14 protein-coding genes are annotated in these 19,823 nt (G+C 33.1%); 11 read left to right on the plus strand and 3 right to left on the minus strand.

Annotated features, from left to right (window positions below):
* Window positions 1–8 precede the first annotated feature (8 nt).
* The 10 genes from ACVC3Y_RS03840 to ACVC3Y_RS03885 all read left to right on the plus strand — a co-directional run bounded on the left by ACVC3Y_RS03840 (window position 9) and on the right by ACVC3Y_RS03885 (window position 13,530).
* Window positions 9–3,716, plus strand: a complete 3,708-nt coding sequence (locus ACVC3Y_RS03840; protein WP_452226163.1) for an efflux RND transporter permease subunit — start codon at window positions 9–11, stop codon at window positions 3,714–3,716.
* Window positions 3,713–4,951: a TolC family protein gene (locus tag ACVC3Y_RS03845; RefSeq protein WP_452226164.1), complete on the plus strand. Its 1,239-nt coding sequence runs from the start codon at window positions 3,713–3,715 to the stop codon at window positions 4,949–4,951. The genes ACVC3Y_RS03840 and ACVC3Y_RS03845 overlap by 4 nt, the downstream gene beginning before the upstream one ends.
* 86 nt (window positions 4,952–5,037) lie before the next feature.
* Window positions 5,038–7,539 (plus strand): heavy metal translocating P-type ATPase, encoded by a 2,502-nt coding sequence (locus tag ACVC3Y_RS03850; RefSeq protein ID WP_452226165.1) that lies wholly within the window; start codon window positions 5,038–5,040, stop codon window positions 7,537–7,539.
* Between the two features lie 4 nt (window positions 7,540–7,543).
* Window positions 7,544–8,335 carry a cation transporter gene (locus ACVC3Y_RS03855; protein WP_452226166.1) on the plus strand — a complete coding sequence of 264 codons (792 nt, stop codon included), beginning with the start codon at window positions 7,544–7,546 and terminating at the stop codon, window positions 8,333–8,335.
* Between the two features lie 25 nt (window positions 8,336–8,360).
* Window positions 8,361–8,843, plus strand: coding sequence for a DUF305 domain-containing protein (locus tag ACVC3Y_RS03860; protein ID WP_178984908.1), 483 nt, complete (start codon window positions 8,361–8,363; stop codon window positions 8,841–8,843).
* Window positions 8,833–10,611 carry an efflux RND transporter periplasmic adaptor subunit gene (locus tag ACVC3Y_RS03865; RefSeq protein ID WP_452226167.1) on the plus strand — a complete coding sequence of 593 codons (1,779 nt, stop codon included), beginning with the start codon at window positions 8,833–8,835 and terminating at the stop codon, window positions 10,609–10,611. The genes ACVC3Y_RS03860 and ACVC3Y_RS03865 overlap by 11 nt, the downstream gene beginning before the upstream one ends.
* A gap of 32 nt (window positions 10,612–10,643) precedes the next feature.
* Window positions 10,644–11,084, plus strand: coding sequence for a heavy-metal-associated domain-containing protein (locus ACVC3Y_RS03870; protein ID WP_452226168.1), 441 nt, complete (start codon window positions 10,644–10,646; stop codon window positions 11,082–11,084).
* 823 nt (window positions 11,085–11,907) lie between these two features.
* Window positions 11,908–12,075 (plus strand): hypothetical protein, encoded by a 168-nt coding sequence (locus tag ACVC3Y_RS03875; RefSeq protein WP_226696419.1) that lies wholly within the window; start codon window positions 11,908–11,910, stop codon window positions 12,073–12,075.
* 175 nt (window positions 12,076–12,250) lie between these two features.
* A complete protein-coding gene (locus tag ACVC3Y_RS03880; RefSeq protein ID WP_226696420.1) occupies window positions 12,251–12,763 on the plus strand; it encodes a DUF6943 family protein in 513 nt (170 codons plus the stop codon).
* A gap of 125 nt (window positions 12,764–12,888) precedes the next feature.
* Window positions 12,889–13,530, plus strand: coding sequence for a DUF6266 family protein (locus ACVC3Y_RS03885; RefSeq protein WP_226696421.1), 642 nt, complete (start codon window positions 12,889–12,891; stop codon window positions 13,528–13,530).
* Between the two features lie 185 nt (window positions 13,531–13,715).
* Here ACVC3Y_RS03885 and ACVC3Y_RS03890 read toward each other — a convergent pair whose 3' ends face one another.
* Window positions 13,716–14,372 (minus strand): HAD family hydrolase, encoded by a 657-nt coding sequence (locus ACVC3Y_RS03890; protein WP_452226169.1) that lies wholly within the window; start codon window positions 14,370–14,372, stop codon window positions 13,716–13,718.
* Between the two features lie 89 nt (window positions 14,373–14,461).
* Between ACVC3Y_RS03890 and ACVC3Y_RS03895 the strand changes: the two genes are divergently transcribed.
* Complete coding sequence (locus ACVC3Y_RS03895) at window positions 14,462–15,232, plus strand: M90 family metallopeptidase (RefSeq protein ID WP_452226170.1); 771 nt, start codon at window positions 14,462–14,464, stop codon at window positions 15,230–15,232.
* Here the strand turns inward: ACVC3Y_RS03895 and ACVC3Y_RS03900 are convergent.
* Both ACVC3Y_RS03900 and ACVC3Y_RS03905 read right to left on the minus strand, forming a co-directional pair.
* Window positions 15,229–17,031 carry a YfiR/HmsC family protein gene (locus tag ACVC3Y_RS03900; RefSeq protein WP_303424322.1) on the minus strand — a complete coding sequence of 601 codons (1,803 nt, stop codon included), beginning with the start codon at window positions 17,029–17,031 and terminating at the stop codon, window positions 15,229–15,231. The two genes, ACVC3Y_RS03895 and ACVC3Y_RS03900, sit on opposite strands and share 4 nt — an antisense overlap.
* Window positions 17,028–19,676 carry a TonB-dependent receptor gene (locus ACVC3Y_RS03905; RefSeq protein WP_452226171.1) on the minus strand — a complete coding sequence of 883 codons (2,649 nt, stop codon included), beginning with the start codon at window positions 19,674–19,676 and terminating at the stop codon, window positions 17,028–17,030. Before ACVC3Y_RS03905 ends, ACVC3Y_RS03900 begins: the two co-directional genes overlap by 4 nt.
* Window positions 19,677–19,823: the final 147 nt, after the last annotated feature.

The raw sequence follows: 19,823 nt of genomic DNA on the forward strand, positions 1-19,823 counted from the left end.
CAAAGCCAATGCTCAATAAAAGCATCAAATTTTTAATAGAAAACAAACTCGTAGCAGTTCTGCTACTCGTCCTTTTTGTAGGATGGGGAACGGTTAATGCACCTTTTAATTGGGATACAGGTTTCTTACCAAGCAATCCTGTTGCTGTAGATGCCATACCAGATATAGGCGAAAACCAACAAATCGTTTTTACTAAATGGGATGGTCGCTCACCACAAGATATAGAAGACCAAATCACCTATCCACTCACAACATCTTTACTCGGTATTCCAGGTGTAAAAACCATTCGTAGTTCCTCTATGTTCGGTTTTTCAAGTATCTATATCATTTTTGAAGAAGACATAGAATTTTACTGGAGTAGAAGTCGTATTCTCGAAAAACTTAATTCCTTACCAAGTGGTTTATTGCCCGAAGGTGTTAATCCTGCTTTGGGTCCAGATGCAACAGGATTAGGACAAATATTTTGGTACACTTTAGAAGGTCGTGACAAAAACGGAAATGTAACTGGTGGTTGGGATTTGCAAGAGTTACGCAGTATTCAGGATTACTATGTAAAGTATGCGTTGTCCTCTGCAAGTGGTGTTTCAGAGGTTGCTTCTATTGGTGGCTATGTTCAGGAGTATCAAGTAGACGTAAATCCAGAACTAATGCGTCAGTATAATATTGGATTGCATCACGTTGTAAAAGCGGTTAAGGAAAGTAATAAGGATATTGGTGCACAGACTTTGGAAATTAACCAAGCCGAATATTTAGTTCGTGGTTTGGGTTATGTGAAATCCATTTCAGACATCGAAAATGCAGTAGTCACTTCAGAAGATTATACTTCAATTAGGATAAAGGATATTGGTAAAGTTTCATTAGGTCCTGCAACAAGACGTGGTTTATTAGATAAAGAAGGTGCAGAGGTTGTTGGTGCTGTTGTGGTGGCTCGTTATGGCGCAAATCCAATGGAAGTCATTAATAATGTAAAAGAGAAAATTAACGAGTTAAGCGCAGGTTTACCTTCGAAAGTATTAGCGGATGGTAGAACCTCACAAGTAACCATAGTGCCTTTTTATGACAGAACAGAATTGATACAAGAAACATTAGGCACACTTAACGAAGCCTTAACTCTTGAAATATTGATTACCATTTTAGTAATAATTATTATGGTGTTTAATCTACGAGCTTCCGTATTAATTTCTGGACTATTACCTGTTGCAGTTTTAATGGTATTTATTGCAATGAAACTCTTTGGTGTAGATGCCAACATTGTCGCTTTATCAGGTATTGCTATTGCTATCGGTACAATGGTCGATGTTGGTGTCATACTATCAGAAAATATTATTCGGCATTTAGATGAAGATGATGGAACTCAATCCATTAATACGGTAGTTTATAATGCAACAGCTGAAGTGTCTGGCGCAATCGTAACCGCAGTTATGACAACTATTATCAGTTTCATTCCTGTATTTACTATGATTGGTGCGGAAGGAAAACTATTCAGACCATTAGCCTTCACAAAAACTTTTGCACTAACAGCTTCTATAATCGTAGCATTATTTTTAATTCCACCGTTTGCTGCATTTTTATTCAGAAAGAAAAACATTAAAAGCACTTTTAAATATGTTTTAAATGGTGTTTTAATAGCATTTGGAATCGTAGCCATAGTCTATGGATATTGGATAGGATTAATTTTAATTGCGTTTGGGATTACAGCACTTCTCAATCTTCAAAGTAAGATAAAAGACAAGCAAGCTAACCTTATTAATATTATCATTTCTGTATCAGCTATTGTGTTCTTGTTAGCCGAATATTGGAGACCGTTAGGCGTTGATAAAAGCATTTTTTGGAATCTCATTTTTGTGAGTGTTATTTGCTTTGGTTTATTAGGTGTTTTCTCATTATTTATCAAATATTACACACGTATTTTAAGGTGGTGTTTAGATAATAAGTTGCTCTTTTTGTCTGTCCCAACAGCTATTGTCATTGCAGGTTTTTTCATTATGAAAAATACAGGTAAAGAGTTTATGCCATCATTAAATGAAGGCTCATTTCTACTAATGCCAACCTCGATGCCTCATTCTGGCGTAGAAGAAAACAAACGTGTTTTACAGCAATTAGATATGGCAGTAGCCAGTATTCCAGAGATTGAAACCGTAGTTGGTAAGGCAGGAAGAACAGAATCAGCTTTAGACCCAGCACCACTTTCAATGTATGAAAATATCATTCAGTACAAACCAGAATATATGCTGAATGAAAACGGACAACGCCAACGCTATAAAGTGAATGATGATGGCTTTTTTGAATTGAAGGATGGTCGTTTCATTGCAAATCCTAATAATTCCGAAAACGTCATTTTTAGCACTATAAAAAGGTCTCAATTAATTGAAGATGATGATGGCGATTACTATCGTAACTGGCGACCAAAAATTGAATCACCAGACGATATTTGGAATGAAATCGTAAGAGTTACAAAGTTACCAGGTGTTACATCTGCACCAAAGCTACAACCTATTGAAACCCGATTGGTAATGCTTCAAACAGGAATGCGAGCACCTATGGGAATTAAAGTAAAAGGTCAAGACTTAAAGCAGATTGAAGTGTTTGGTGTGCAATTAGAAAACATCATCAAGGAAGCTGAAGGTGTTAAAAAAGAAGCTGTTTTTGCAGACCGTATTGTTGGTAAACCCTATTTGTTAATTGATATTGATAGAGAGAAAATTGCACGTTATGGCATTTCGATACAAGATGTTCAAGATGTATTAAAAGTAGCAGTTGGTGGTATGGTCTTAACCCAAACGGTAGAAGGTCGAGAGCGATATGGTGTTCGAGTACGATACCCAAGAGAATTACGTGCAAACCCAACAGACTTACAACAGATTTATGTACCAGTTGAAAAGGGTAGTCCTGTGCCATTAAGCGAATTGGCAACTATAAGATACGAACAAGGTCCACAAGTCATTAAAAGTGAAGATACTTTTTTAGTAGGTTATGTCTTGTTTGATAAATTAGATGGTTTTGCAGAAGTCAATGTCGTAGAAAATGCACAAGCACTAATCCAAGAAAAGATAGATTCTGGTGAATTAATAGTTCCAAAAGGAATCAACTATGCATTTACAGGAACGTATGAAAATCAGTTACGCGCAGAAAAAACCTTATCGGTTGTTGTACCGTTAGCATTAGCCATCATTTTCTTAATTCTGTATTTCCAATTCCGTTCTGTAGGGACATCACTAATGGTATTCACAGGTATCGCAGTAGCGTTTGCAGGTGGTTTTATAATGATTTGGCTCTATGGTCAAGGTTGGTTTTTAAACTTCAATTTCTTTGGTGAAAACCTACGCGATTTATTCCAAATGCACCCAATCAATTTAAGTGTTGCAGTTTGGGTTGGGTTTATTGCACTCTTCGGTATTGCAACCGATGATGGTGTGGTTATGGCAACTTACTTAACCCAAACATTCGATAGAAATACACCAGAGAATAAAAAGGAAATTAGAGCATCCATAGTGGAAGCAGGAGAAAAACGTATCAGACCCTGTTTAATGACTACAGCTACAACAATTTTGGCATTATTACCAGTATTAACCTCTACAGGACGAGGAAGCGATATAATGATACCAATGGCAATACCAAGTTTTGGTGGAATGCTTATAGCCTTAATAACCTTATTTGTTGTTCCAGTATTATATAGCTGGAAAGCGGAAGTTCAACTTAAAAGAACTATAAAATGAAACATAGAATAATACAAATAAAATTCGTCTTGGCTCTTGGTACTTGTTTCTTGGGTCTCATTGCAAATGCACAGCAATTAGAAACGTTAATCAATGAAGCAGTAGCGAACAACCCAGAGATTCAAAAGTTTGAGTTACAATACAAAAGAGCTTCTGAAAAAGTAAACGAAGTCAATACCATTCCTAATACCGAATTTGGTGTTGGTTACTTTGTAAGTGAACCAGAAACCAGGACAGGTGCACAACGCTTTAAAGTATCTGCTAAACAAATGTTACCGTGGTTCGGAACCATTACATCGAGGGAAAATTATGTGAGTTCATTAGCGGATGCTAAATACGAGGACATTGTTATCGCAAAGCGAAAACTAATGGCTTCGGTATCACAATCCTATTATAATCTATACGCCAACAAAGCAAAGCAAGAGGTCTTAACTGAAAACATTAAACTATTAGAAACTTATGAGACGTTGGCATTAACTTCTGTTGAGGTTGGTAAAGCATCAGCTGTAGATGTGTTGCGCTTGCAAATGCGTCAAAACGAAATGCAACAATTACAAGAGGTATTGCAACAACAATTTTTAGCAGAACAAACTAACTTCAATAATCTATTGAATAGAGATAATGATGTTACCGTGAATGTGGTAGATAGTTTAATGATACCTTCAGAAGACTTTGATATTACTTCTGAAAATTTAGCATTACATCCTGAATTACTAAAATATGATAAACTCTATCAATCCATAGAGCAATCAGAATTATTAAATCAAAAAGAAAGCAGTCCAATGATTGGTTTTGGATTAGATTATATCAATGTTGCTGAAAGACCAAATATGGATTTCAGCGATAACGGAAAGGATATTGTAATGCCAATGGTTTCGGTATCTATCCCAATTTTCAATAAGAAATATAAATCCCAGACCAAACAAAATGATTTGCAACAGCAGGAAATTACTGCTCAAAAACAGGAACGTTTAAATTCATTGGAAACGCTTTTAGACAAAGCGAATAACGAACGCATTTCTGCAAGAATAAGTTATGCTACCCAAACCAAAAACCTACTGCAAGCCAAAGATGCAGAAGACATTTTAATCAAAAGCTATGAAACAGGAACGATTGATTTTAATGATGTTTTGGATATTCAAGAGTTGCAGCTAAAGTTTCAAATGAACCAAATAGAATCTGTGAAGACCTACTATGTGCAAAGTACAATCATTAATTATTTAACACAGCAATAATGAAATGAGCGGATGTATTATTATAAAACTATTCAAGATTTTAAAAAGCGAATTACATCTGACCATTAAAAAATAAATAACAACAGATGAAACACACATATCACATACACGGAATGACTTGCAACGGTTGTCGCAGTCACGTTGAAGAAACGCTCTCTAAAATAGAAGGTGTTTTAAAAGCAACAGTCGATTTAGATAAGGCAGAAGCTACCATCGAAATGGAATCGCATATTCCTATAGAAAAGTTTCAAGAAGCCTTAAAAAAGGATGGTGATAGATACAGTATTCATAAACAAGGTGAACAGCATCAACATTCAAATGATAAAAAGAAAGAGCAACCCAAAGGAAAAGGTACAGGCACATTTTATTGTCCTATGCATTGCGAAGGCGATAAAACTTATGATGAACCAGGCGATTGTCCTGTTTGCGGAATGGATTTGGTGGAAGAACAAAATCTATCAGCAACTTCAAAGGAACAATGGACGTGTCCTATGCATCCAGAAATTGTCAAAGACGAAGCAGGTTCGTGTCCTATTTGTGGGATGGATTTAGTGCCAATGGAAGCAGATAGTTCAGCAGAAGAAAAAACATATAAGAAGCTATTAAAGAAATTTTGGATAGCATCTGTATTCACATTACCCATTTTCTTAATTGCTATGAGCGAAATGCTTAATAACAATCCATTGTATGATATAATGGAACAGAAAAATTGGAACTGGATTCAATTTGCATTATCCATTCCAGTTGTCTTTTACGCTACGTGGATGTTCTTTGAGCGTGCTTATAGAAGCATAAAAACGTGGAATCTCAATATGTTTACACTCATTGGAATTGGTGCAGGTGTGGCTTGGTTATTTAGTGTATTTGGGATGTTGTTTCCAGATGTATTTCCTGAACAATTTAAAACTGAATTAGGCGCAGTTCACGTCTATTTTGAAGCAGCAACGGTAATTCTAACATTGGTGCTTTTAGGTCAATTGTTAGAAGCTCGTGCGCATAGTAAAACCAATTCGGCAGTAAAAGAGTTATTAAAGTTAGCACCTAATAAAGCCATAAAAATAGTAGATGGTGAAGAAATTGAAGTCAGCATTGACGAGATAGAACTCAACGATATTCTCAAAGTAAAACCAGGCGATAAAATTCCTGTTGATGGTGTGATAATCGAAGGTGAAACAACCATTGACGAATCTATGATTACAGGTGAACCTATTCCTATAAACAAAGCTGAAAATGATAAAGTAAGTAGCGGAACCATTAATGGGAATCAATCCTTTTTAATGAAAGCTGAAAAAGTAGGAAGTGACACGCTTTTATCACAAATCATTCATATGGTTAATGATGCCAGTAGAAGTCGTGCACCTATTCAAAATTTAGCAGATAAAGTTTCAGGCTATTTTGTGCCAGTTGTAGTTCTTATTTCTATTATCACATTTATTGTATGGTCTATTTGGGGACCAGAACCAGTTTATGTGTATGCGTTTGTGAATGCAATTGCAGTACTAATCATTGCGTGTCCTTGTGCTTTAGGTTTGGCAACGCCAATGTCTGTAATGGTTGGTGTGGGTAAAGGTGCTCAAAATGGTGTATTGATTAAAAATGCTGAAGCTCTTGAAAAAATGGATAAGGTAAATACGCTTATCGTTGACAAGACAGGAACAATTACCGAAGGAAAGCCAACAGTTGAAACCGTTGGTGCTTTTAACGATGCTTTAAGCGAAAAAGAAGTGCTACAATACATCGTGTCATTAAATACCAATAGCGAACATCCTTTAGCAGAAGCGACAGTTAAATATGGCAAAGAACACAACGCAGAAATTTTAAAGTCCGAAGATTTTAGTGCTGTTACTGGAAAAGGTGTTGAAGCTAAAATTGATGGAAAAAATGTAGCATTAGGTAATCCTAAAATGATGGAATATGCTAAAGCGGACATTACTTCTAAAATGAAAGACGAAGCTAAATCTTACCAAAAACAAGGTAAAACAGTTTCTTATTTGTCAATAGATGAAACCGTTGTTGGGTATGTAGTTATAGGCGATAAGATAAAAGAAACAAGTACTAAAGCCATTAAAGCACTTCAAGATAAAGGGATAGATGTAATAATGCTAACAGGTGATAATCACGATACAGCACAAGCAGTAGCATCAGAACTAAATCTTGCAGATTTTAAAGCCAGTATGCTACCAGAAGACAAACTCAAAGAAGTAGAGAAATTACAAAAAAACGGAAAAGTAGTTGCTATGGCAGGTGATGGAATTAATGATGCACCAGCATTGGCAAAAAGTGATGTAGGTATTGCAATGGGAACAGGAACAGATGTAGCGATAGAAAGTGCTATGATAACTTTAGTAAAAGGCGATTTACACGGTATTGTAAAAGCAAAAAATTTGAGTAATGCTGTAATGAAGAACATTAAGCAAAACCTATTTTTTGCACTTATCTACAACACTTTAGGTGTACCTATTGCAGCAGGTGTGTTGTTTCCATTCTTCGGAATACTACTCTCGCCAATGATAGCAGCTTTAGCAATGAGTTTTAGCTCTGTTTCGGTAATAGGTAACGCATTACGATTAAGAACAAAAAACATTTAATTATATGCAGAAAACAGTTTTCAAAATATCAAAAATGGATTGTCCTTCTGAAGAAAATCTAATCAAAATGAAACTTTCTGATATAGATGGTATCAAACAACTTGATTTTAATTTAGAAGAAAGAATCTTAACACTATATCATAATTCAAATGTAAATGAAATTGGTAATGCCTTAAAAGAATTAAAATTAAATGAAAGTTTAATCAGTTCAGAAGATACCGACACAATTATTACTGAATCTACAAGGAGTCAATCCAAACTGTTGTGGACAGTTCTAATCATCAATTTTGCATTTTTTATTATTGAAATGAGTACAGGACTTATTTCAAAATCAATGGGATTAGTTGCTGATAGTTTAGATATGTTGGCAGATTCATTTGTTTATGGATTGAGTTTAATAGCGGTTGGTGGTACAGTTTTAAAAAAGAAACGTATTGCAAAATATGCAGGCTATTTTCAGATAACACTTGCAATTATCGGAATCGTTGAGGTAATACGTAGATTTTTAGGTTATGAAGCTTTACCTGTATTTTCAACAATGATTATCGTTTCAATATTTGCTTTGATTGCAAATGGCATTTGCTTGTACCTCTTACAAAAATCTAAAAGTCAAGAAGCACATATGCGTGCAAGTATGATTTTCACCTCTAACGATATTGTAATAAATCTTGGCGTAATTACAGCAGGCGTTTTAGTCAATTGGCTGCATTCTGGTATTCCAGATTTAATTATAGGAATCATTGTATTTGGATTGGTGATACAAGGTGCATTCAGGATATTAAAATTAAGTAAGTAAAAGTTTAACTATAAAATCAAAAAATATGGAAAATTCAAAAGAACACTCAAACAAAGGAAATTACAAAACCTTCTTTATAATGTTGGCTTGCTCATTTGTAGCAATGTACATCACAATGTATTTAAACACCTATTCCATAGACCACGTATGGTTTAGTTTAACACGATTCTATATGACGTGTTTAGGGATTTCGACAATGGCAGTAATAATGTGGTTTTTTATGCGAAAAATGTATAATGATAAAAAGAAGAATATCGCCATACTCGCAGGTAGTTTTATACTGTTTGTAGGTGCATTAGGGTTGGTAAGAACACAAGCACCAATTATTGGTGATGTCCTTTGGATGAAAGCAATGATACCACATCATTCTATCGCTATTTTAACAAGTGAAAGAGCAGATATTCAAGACCCAGAAGTTAAGAAATTAGCAGAAGACATTATAAAAGCACAACGTAAAGAAATAGAAGAAATGAAAGCAATGATAAAACGATTAGAGAATGAAAAATAATAAAACAGTCATATATATTGGCATACTCGTAGTAGGTGTGTTATTAGGTTGGTTGCTTTTTGGTGGTTCATCAAAAAAAGATACAGAACATAATCACGATGCCATTTCAGAAACCAATCAACTATGGACGTGTTCTATGCATCCACAAATTATGCAACCAGAATCAGGCGATTGTCCTATTTGTGGTATGGATTTAATTCCTGCTGAAAATGGAAATGATGGTTTGTTAGCAGACCAATTTAAATTGACCGAAAATGCTATGGCTTTAGCTAATATTGAAACATCTATTGTTGGTAAAGGCAATGTTGAAGGAAATACTATCAAATTATCTGGTAAAATTGCTGAAAACGAAGAAGCCAATGCGGTACAGGTAAGTTATTTCGCTGGAAGAATTGAACGTTTGAATGTGAGTTTTACAGGTGAAGAAGTTCGTAAAGGTCAATTATTGGCAACCATTTATTCACCAGAACTCTATGCAGCACAACAAGAATTAATTACAGCAGCATCTTTAAAAGAATCACAACCTGCTTTATACAAAGCAGTCCGTAATAAATTGAAATTATGGAAGCTCTCTGAAAATCAAATCAATCAGATTGAAGAAACAGGAAAAGTGAAAGAAAACTTTCCTGTTTATGCAACCGTTTCGGGTACTGTTACAGAAAAATTGGTAGAGCAAGGCGATTACATTAAACAAGGTCAACCCTTATTGAAAATTGCCAATCTCAACACAGTTTGGGGAAATTTTGATGTGTATGAAAATCAGATTGACCGCTTTAAAAAAGGACAGGAAGTGATGATAACAACCAATGCTTATCCTAATAAAGAGTTTAAAGGTAAAGTTGATTTCATTGACCCAGTTTTAAACACGAAAACAAGAACTGTAACCTTACGTGTTGTTTTAAGCAATAAGGACGATGTATTTAAACCAGGAATGTTTGTAACCGCAAATATTGAAGGCAGTACAGCTAAAAATGACGAAGTATTAACAATTCCTGCATCTTCTGTGTTATGGACAGGTGAGCGTTCTGTGGTGTATCTTAAAACAAATCCAGACCAACCTATTTTTGAAATGCGTGAAATTAAATTAGGCAATCAAATTGGTAATGAATATGAAGTTGTAGAAGGTTTATTTGCTGGAAATGAAATAGTAACTAACGGTACATTTACGGTTGATGCAGCTGCACAATTACAAGGAAAAAAGTCTATGATGAATAAAGATGGTGGCAAAGTAATGACTGGACACGAAGGTCATTTAGGTATGGATAACAATGCATCTAACAAAGAAAGTGACCACACTAATATGGATGAGCGTTTGGAAGTATCAGCGAAATTTCAAGAGCAGTTAAAAGCTGTTTTCAATGAGTATATCAATTTAAAAGATGCTTTAGTAAAAGAAGATTCAAAAAGTACTTCAATAAGCGCAACAACATTATTAAATAAATTGAACAAAGTAGATATGAAATTGTTGTCAGATAATAAAGCGCATAACCATTGGATGTCATTAGAAGGCGAAATAAAATCTTCTGCAACTTCAATTTCTGAAACGTCCGATATAAAATCTCAAAGAGACCATTTTAAACATTTATCATCACATCTAATCAATGCTGTTCAATTGTTTGGTGTCAATGAAAAGGTCTATGTGGAATTTTGTCCAATGGCAGATAACAATAATGGTGCATATTGGTTGAGTAAAGAAGAAAAAGTAATCAATCCATACTTTGGCGAAGCAATGCTAACCTGTGGTGAAGTAAAACAAGTAATAGAATAATAAATCAAGTAATAACAATTAAATTTTAAACAATGAAGAAAGTAATTTTAAGTGTAGCTGTAATAGCAGCATTAGGTTTAACAAGTTGTAAAAACGATACCAAAAAAGAAACAGAAACCACAACTACCGAAATGTCAAAAGATATGGCAATGACAGACCTGTCTTTTGGTGTAAGAGGAAATTGCGGAATGTGTAAAAACACTATCGAAAAAGCAGCTAACGGTGTTGAAGGTGTAGCAAGTGCTAATTGGGATGTCGATAAAAAGAAGATTGACGTGTCTTTTGATGATACAAAAACCGATGCAATGGCAATCCATAAAGCAATCGCAGCTTCAGGATATGATACCGAAAAAGTAGCAGGTGATGAAGAAGCATATGATGGTTTACCAGGTTGTTGTAAATACGACCACGAAATGATGATGAATCAAACAGGTGAAACAAAAAGTGATGACCATTCAAATCACGACCATTAAACAAAAATGAAAGAGTCTTTTTCGGAAGGCTCTTTTTTTATTCCCCACAACCCAAAACCCAGTTTTTTCGTACCTCAAAATCCTCTGTCTTTTGTGTTGTTCCGCACGCCAATACATAATTGGTTTTATGTCATAATACTTGTAGCCAGCGCTATAATAGCACATTTCTTTTTTTATTTAAAAGTATCCATTTTAATAAATTGGTACAATAAAAAAGCAAAGAGCTATTGCCAACGTTCAAAACAACTATTCCGCCACAAAACCAATCCCAAGCTATGTTACATAATAGAAGTTATAGGAGCAAAAATCCTTTCAGAGGTTGCCTACGGCGTGTTATTATATTTTCGTCGCTATAACTGCTATTATGTAAAATATCCGCTATTCCAACGCTCACATTGGAATATAAAACCACATTTGGCACTATATTGAATCAGTAGTAATTTAAAGTAGGTTAGTATATAAGTTATCTCATTCATCTGCACAAAACCATCGTTAAGTCCAAGTATTCCTTACCTCAAGTCTTTGTTTGTTTCATTTCGTTAACAAATATTAAAGACCACTTTTCCCCACCACCCAAGTCAGCGGTTATAAAAAAATAGGTTTATAATATGTAGTATTACGCCATAGCACATTACTTTTTATCGTGCCTCAAAAAAGCAATAAGCTATTGTCTAAAAGTCCTATATAAGTAGCTTGTTTAAATGCTGTTTTATCAAACAACTATTTAAAACGCTACCCATACAAACGCTTCATCCAACACTCAATAACAAAATGCAACCTATTTTTTTAAGTGTTAATTCCCCAGAAAAGTTATATTTAATGTATGAAAAAACTGATTGAATCATTATTTGATTTATTCTTTCCTCACGATATAGATGAAAACGGTAATAAAATCGAAAATCCTGAAGGAGACGATTCTTATTCTACAAAATTTTTCACAATAGTTATATTGATAATAATAGTAATATTTGCATTTATAGGATTAAAATAAAAAAAGGTAGCAAATATATGTGGCTACCTCTGCCAACCGCACAAGGCTATAAAGGTCAAGCCCTACGGGTTTTGAATAAAACTTTTTTCAAGACCCTTTTTCTTTTGATTTAGACATTCAACTCAAAAAACTTTTATCCAAAAACCTTGACAGCCTTACCCACGCCACAACAACTATGGCTATCTTTTTTCTTTTCAAAAAAAATAATGGCGCGAAGCGTAGCGAAGCAATTTTAAATTGGATAGCTATGTCAACTTTTAAACTGAAAACACATCGAGCAGGAAAAACTTACTCAAACCCTCATTTTTTTATACTAAACAAAGGGCTAAACAGCGGAAAACCACTCTTAAAATCCTGTGCTAACTGTTTCGTTGTCACTACTACAACAGAAGAGGTAAAACACACACTTTTTCACTTATCTATGATGTTACAAATAGGCGGTTTTTACGCTTACTATTTAAAAGGAAGTGTTATTCCGTTTATTTCAATAGATGATTGCAGAAATACTCTAAAAAATAGTTTTACATCATTAATAAATAATGAATTTCAATTGCAAAAGCATATTAATATTGTGTCAGTAATTAGTAAAAAAGAAGCCGAACTTCAAAAAGTCATTTCAAAAATGGCAGATTTGAAAGTATCATACATTCAAAGTTTATTTTCTAAAATGCAAAAAGAAGCAATCTAAAGCAACAAAATCCATATCTAACGAATAGCATAAAATTTGCTATATATTCAATCGGAAGGTACAACTTCGTGTTAAGTCCGTACCAAGTCCGAAGAAAAACAAGTTTCATTTAAATTATTTATGTTATGGGTAAAATTTCCCAAGGTATTTTAGGAGGGCTTTCAGGTAAGGTTGGAAACGTTATCGGTGGAAGCTGGAAAGGAATTGATTACATTAGAATTAAACCCTCAAGTGTAGCCAATCCAAGAACTGTTGGTCAAGTAAACCAAAGAACGAAGTTTACTGCCACTTTAGAATTTTTACAGGCTGTAAAGCCTTTTATTAAGTTAGGGTATAAAGGATTAGCTGTTAAGAAAACAGAATTTAATGCTGCAATGTCGTATGTGTTGAATAATGCGATTACAGGTACAGAACCAAACTTTGTTGTTGACTATCCAAACGCTTTAGTAAGTCGCGGAGGTTTATCTGGTGCGTTAAACCCGACAACTGATTTAGCAACTGCTGGAGAAGTAACTTTTGGGTGGGATGATAACTCTGCTGAAGGTAACGCAAATGCTACTGACAAGGCAATGTTATTGGTTTACAATCCATCAAAAAAGGAATCTATTTCTTTACTTAATGGAGCAGACAGAACAGTAGGTTCTCAAATTGTTTCAATCCCTACAACTTATGCAGGTGATACGGTAGAGCTATTTATGGCGTTTATTACTGCTGATGGTAGTCAAGTATCAAACAGTATTTATTTAGGCTCTGGTACAGCTAATTAATGCTTGGTGTTTTTATTTGGAAACCGCTCTAATCGAGCGGTTTTTTTTATGCTATATTTGTTGCTTTATTTATTGATGTTTACTCTTTATTTACTCTTTTTATGTGTTTTTTGTATCCTATTTGTTGCCCAAACGGCTTAACGCTAATAGATATAAGGATAGTTAAATATTGTATTGGAAAGTAATTAAAATAGACCTTTAATTTTTTCAAAACGAATTTCATTAAAATCATTAATTACTTTATTCGCCAAACTATAATCTTGATTTTTAGAATGTAGACTATTGTAACCAACACAATAAATTCCAGCATCAAAAGCTGCTTTAATACCGTTTGTTGAATCTTCAATCACCATACATTCTTCTCTTTTAAAACCAGAAGCCTCTGCAGCTTTGATAAATATTTCAGGATGCGGTTTAGATGCTTTTAAATCTGCACCACTTAATTTAGCAATGAAGTATTGGTCTAAGTCAAACTTTGTAAATACATTATTAATGGTTAGCATAGAAGCAGAAGAAGCAAGAACTAAGGTTAATTTATTGGCATGATAATCTTTAATTATATCATGAACACCATCTATTAATTTTAAGTTAGGATCATTAAAGAAAAGTGTTTTAAAATGCTGTCTTTTTCTTTTCACAAGTTCATTTGCATTGGTAGCTAAATTAAAATGTGTGCACAGTTTTTTACATACATTTTTTGTAGATTGCCCTGTAAAGCTTTCATATAAACTAGTGTTAACTTCTAGATTATAATCTTTAAACATATTGTGGTAGGCTTTATGATGTAATGGTTCTGTATCTACAATTACACCATCCATATCAAATAAAATTGCTTTTGGCATTGTTGCTTTTTTTTTTTACGAAGATAAGTTATAGAATATATTTTTTTCTCTGTATTAAATAGAATATTTTGCAAATACAATTTAATAACATGATCTACACCCTTCTTTTTATAGTATTTGTAATTTTTGTATGCTATGCCTTTTATGTAATGAAACCTAAAAAAGTAGGAAAAGTACCAAAACATTGGCATGCTATTTTAATGCAAAATGTACTGTTTTATAAAAAGTTATCCCAAACTAAACAGGCGGTTTTTAGAAAACGAATGATGCTTTTTTTAAGTGAGATACATATAGAAGGAGTGCAAACAGAGATAGAAGAATTAGATAGAATATTAATTGCTTCTAGTGGTGTGATTCCTGTATTTGGATTTTCTAATTGGAGTTATAATAACTTATCAGGAATCCTAGTTTATCCAGATAGTTTTAATGCAGATTTACAGTTTTCGGATCGAGATGAAAATAAACGAATTCTTGGTATGGTCGGAACCGGCCGTTTTGAAAACCAAATGATTCTTTCTAAAAAAGCAATTCGATTGGCTTTTAATAATAAAACCGATAAACACAATACACCAGTGCACGAGTTTGTACATTTATTAGATAAAATGGATGGGGAAACGGATGGCATTCCTGCGTTTTTTATTGGTAAAGAATATATTGCGCCTTGGTTAGCATTAATGCATAAAGAAATGGAAGCTATTAATAAAGATACATCCGATATTAGAAAATATGGAGGAACAAGTGAAATTGAGTTTTTTGCTGTTGCTTCCGAGTATTTTTTTGAAAGACCAAAACTTTTTAAACAAAAACATCCAGATTTATATAGGATGCTTTCGGAATGTTTTCAGCAAACAAGTAATTAAACTGCTGCAGGGATTGTAAAATAGAAAGTTGTTCCTATTCCTTCTTTAGAGGTAAGCCAAATCTTCCCGCCATGGGATTCTACAATCTTTTTACAATGTGCTAACCCAATTCCTGTACCTTCATATTTTTCTCGATTATGTAAGCGTTGAAAAATAGCAAAGATTCTATCTTGATAGTTTTCTGGAATACCAATACCATTATCCGTTACTGCAAATTGCCAATATTCCTGTACATCTTCTTCTTCTGTCTTAATGCAAGATATGGTTATGTTAGGAGTAGTGTTAGGATCTATAAATTTAATACCATTACTTATTAAATTTTGAAATAATAGGCGTATTTCGATATCAGAACCAATAATAGTTGGTAGATTTTGTGTTGTTATTATAGCCTTAGATTTAGATATCATACTTCCTAAATCTGTTTTTATAGCTTCAATTAAATGCGTAGTATTTATGGTATTATAAGCTTTTGTTTTTCCTAACCTAGAATATTCTAAAAGCGAATCAATTAGTGTTTTCATTCTTAAACTAGATTCATTAATAAAGTTTAAGCTCATTTTTCCATCTTCATCTAATTTATCTTCATATTCTTCTAAAAGCAAAACAATTAATCCAGATATGGTATTTAATGGTTCTTTAAGATCATGACTGGTAATGTAAGCAAACTGTTCTAGCTCTTTATTTTGTGAGGCTAATTCTTGCGTTTGTTTATAAATTACAGCATTTTTTTGTTTTAAACTTTTTAAGAATTTTTTATTAGTAACGTACATTCTGTAAATACTGTAACAGGCAATAAGAGCTAATAAAACTAGTGCAACTAATAAGTAGTTAAATAATTTTAGTTTACTTATTTGATTATTATTTTGTTTTAATACTGCTTTCTTTTTTTCGATATCTTGAAGTTGCGTAGCAAGAAAATCATTTTGAATTTTAATTTTTTCGTTACTTTTTCTTATTGTTTCAGTTTGAGCTTTTAATGTGTCTAATTGTGAATTTATTATTTGCTCTAGTTGATTTTCAATAGCAACTTTATCTTCTAATTTTTTATTCTGTAATTGATTGTCTTTGTTTAATTGATTTATCCAATTTTCCTGATCGCTTAATTTGCTAGAAATAGTATCGATTACATTTTCTTTATCTAGAATTTCCTTTTCACTATTTTTAATGATTTCTTCTTGTAATGCAGATGTGTCTTTAGTTTTATTTAAATTTTTATTGACATCTTGATATAATATTTTCCATTTTTCGGAAGAAGTTATAGCATTATTAATTAGGCTTTCTGCTAAAATAAATCCTTCTTGTTCTAGACTGTTTTCGTTTATTTCATATTCAAAAGAATTACCAGCATTAACCATGTTAATCATGGATACGTGGTACTTATAATCTTCAGTAATAAGTAAAATGTTTTTGGAGGCAATTTTGTTTAAAACGTGGTTAATGTCATAGTTGTAAATATTATTAACATATAGAACTTGAATATTTCTTATGTCTTCTACAGTATTAAAATTAACAACTTTTACGGGTTTATTAAAGATTCTTCTTTTTAAGGCGAGAGATTTTAGGTCAATAATCGTTCTGTCTGGACCAAGAACTCCAATATTAAATTGATTAAGCGCTTCTAGATTAGACCAACTTACTTGTTGTGTAAAATTAAATATAAAAATACTACGTTGTAGTCGTTTAATTTCTTCATTATTAGCCTCTTGAGATTGTGCGGAAATTTGAAAAAGAAAGCAAACTAGTAAAAAGGCAAATATAGATTTAGAATTTAAACTAAATTTAGGAGTATTTATTATCATAATTTTAATAAAACTCTAATGTAATAATTCGAACCTTTAACACCAAATTGTTGCACCCTTCTACTATAAATAAAGTTGCCATTTTCTGTATTAGCAGAATGTGCGTGTTTATCTGGATAGACATTAAAGATGTTAGTTCCTCCAAGAGTTATGTTGCATATTTTTTCAAAAGTATAGGTAAACGCTAAATCGGTTACTAATTTAGAAGAGAACGTTTGGTCTCTACTTTCTATTTCTCCAGAAAACTCATTTAACATCCAACTTTCTTGATTCCCATCATCTGGATGTACATATTCCACTTTTCCAAAAAAGGTATTTCCTAATTGAATATTATATTTATCAAAATGATACGATATTATGGAATTGATCTTATAATTAGGCTGTGCCGACTCCACTCTTGCGATGTCTTCCCTATTAAATAATGTACTTTCTTGACCTTCTAAAAAATCGGAAACTTTATTGAGTCTAATTACCTCAGTTTGTTTTAAGTTTCCTGCTAATGATGCATTTAATTCGCCATTTCCTATTTTGTTTTTATAATGTACAGCTAGATCTAAGCCAATGGTTTTAGTGTCTATTGCGTTAGTAAAAAATTGAGCAGCACCAACGTTAAATGGTTCTAGGGTTTCTTCGTATCCTTCATCAAAACGTCCAGAAAGTACAATTCTATCTTTAATTTTTATATTGTAATAATCTGCAGTAAAGGATAAGTTTTTCGCCAATTTTCCAGAAAAACCTGCGTTAAAGTGGTTGGAAAGCTCTGGTTTTAAGTTTTCAATTTGAAAAGCTTCTTTTGCAACAGCGCTTTCATTATTAAAAGTTCCAACTTGTACTATGTCTCCATTTATAAATTGAGTACTTATATTTTGAAAATATACCTGATGTAGGGAAGGAGCTCTAAATCCTGTAGAGAAACCTAATCTAAAGTTTAAATCTTCACTAATTTTATATCTACCGGATAGTTTCCAAATAAATTGTGCACCAAAATCATTGTAAGATTCATATCTAGCAGTAGCTTTTAATAAGGTTTCTTTTGATGTGTTTACTTCTAGGTCTACATACCCCGAACTATTGGTTCTAAATCTACTTAATTCATTTTCTGGTTGTATGCCAGGAAAAACTTGCGCTCCAGCGATACTTTGCTGTTCGTTACCTTCACCGTCAATATACGTGTTTTCTCCATCAGCAAATGAAGCCTCTTCGCCAGCGATAATGTTATAGTTTTCTACACGTAATTCTGCACCAAATGCAATGTTTACACCTTCTAACCAATCATAAACTCTTGATACATCTAAATTGGATGTGTTTTGTTTATAGGAAAAACCACCCGAATAAAATGTACGTGGCGAGGTAATACCTAACGATGCATTATTAGAGTTGTTTACTGTATAGTCTAGAGTGTTAATACCAATGGTGTGACTAAAATCTAATTTCCAATCGTTTTTTTCTCCTTTAAAGCCTAACGAGATAGCATCATCTTGAATATCGGTTAAGATTTCTGGTGAAAAGCCATTTGGAAATAATTCTAATACTACACGATCAATCTCTTTAGGAAATCTATAAAATCCTTTTGATTTTCCTTCTCTGTAATTACGTCCTCCATGAAAATAAAATAAGGAGTTGTTTGATATTGGTAATTCTCCATTAAACGATAAAGCAAGATTTTGAGTTGCTGCATTACCAATTTCCATTACGCGTTTATTTGCATAATCATTATGGTCATAAAAATTATTTTCGGCAACTAAAATTGCATCTTCTTCAGGATCATTAGAATATATCAAACCATTATAATCGCCAGCTCTATTATAGGATTCTCTATTTCTGTACTCTCCAGTAATGTTTACAAATCCTTTTTTGCCTATTTCAAAACCAAAATTTGCAGAAAAATAAGTGGTGAATGCATCTCCTTCAGTAGTTTGTTCTGCACGACCTTGCACTTCAATGGATTGTGTTTGTTTTTTTAGTATTATATTAATAACTCCAGCTATGGCATCCGATCCATATTGCGAGGTAGCACCATCTCTTAATATTTCTATTCTTTCTATAGATGCAACAGGTATTGCATTAAAATCTGTTCCAACGGTACCTTTTCCAACTGTTCCGTTTACATTTAAAAGCGAACTATTATGTCTCCGTTTACCATTTACTAAAACTAATATTTGATCTGGTCCTAGGCCTCTTAAAGTTGCTGGGTCTATATGGTCTGTACCATCGGATATCGTCTGGTTTGTAGAGTGAAAAGAAGGAACTAAATAATGTAATATATGGCTTAATTCAATTTGTGGAGAATTCGTAATATCTTGCGGAGAAATAATATCTACTGGTGCTGTATTTTTTAAAAGGGAACTTGGTTTTGCCCTAGATCCTAAAGAAACAGGTTGTTCTATAGAAAAACCAGTTTCTAATTTAAAATCTAATAGTGTTTCTTCATTTGCTTTAATACTTACCGATTTCGTTGCCGTTTTGTACATAATGAAGGCTACATTTATAATGAAATCTCCTTCATCTATTAATAAAATATAATCTCCATTAACATCACTAGTTGTTGATATATTAGTGCCTTCAATGCTAATTTTTGCTCCAGGAAGGCTTCCAAATTGGTCTGAAATAGTACCTGTTAATTTAGCTTTATTCTGTGCAAACAATGAAAAACTAAGGGGTAATATAAAAAAGAAAAATATTTTTTTTTTATTAAAGTATGTAGAGTAATGATGCAGCATAAACATGCAAAATAAATTAGGGAATAAAATTACGGATTTGTAAACCGAATTGCTTTACAAATATTTCTGCTA

Source organism: Lacinutrix cladophorae (genome assembly GCF_053604645.1).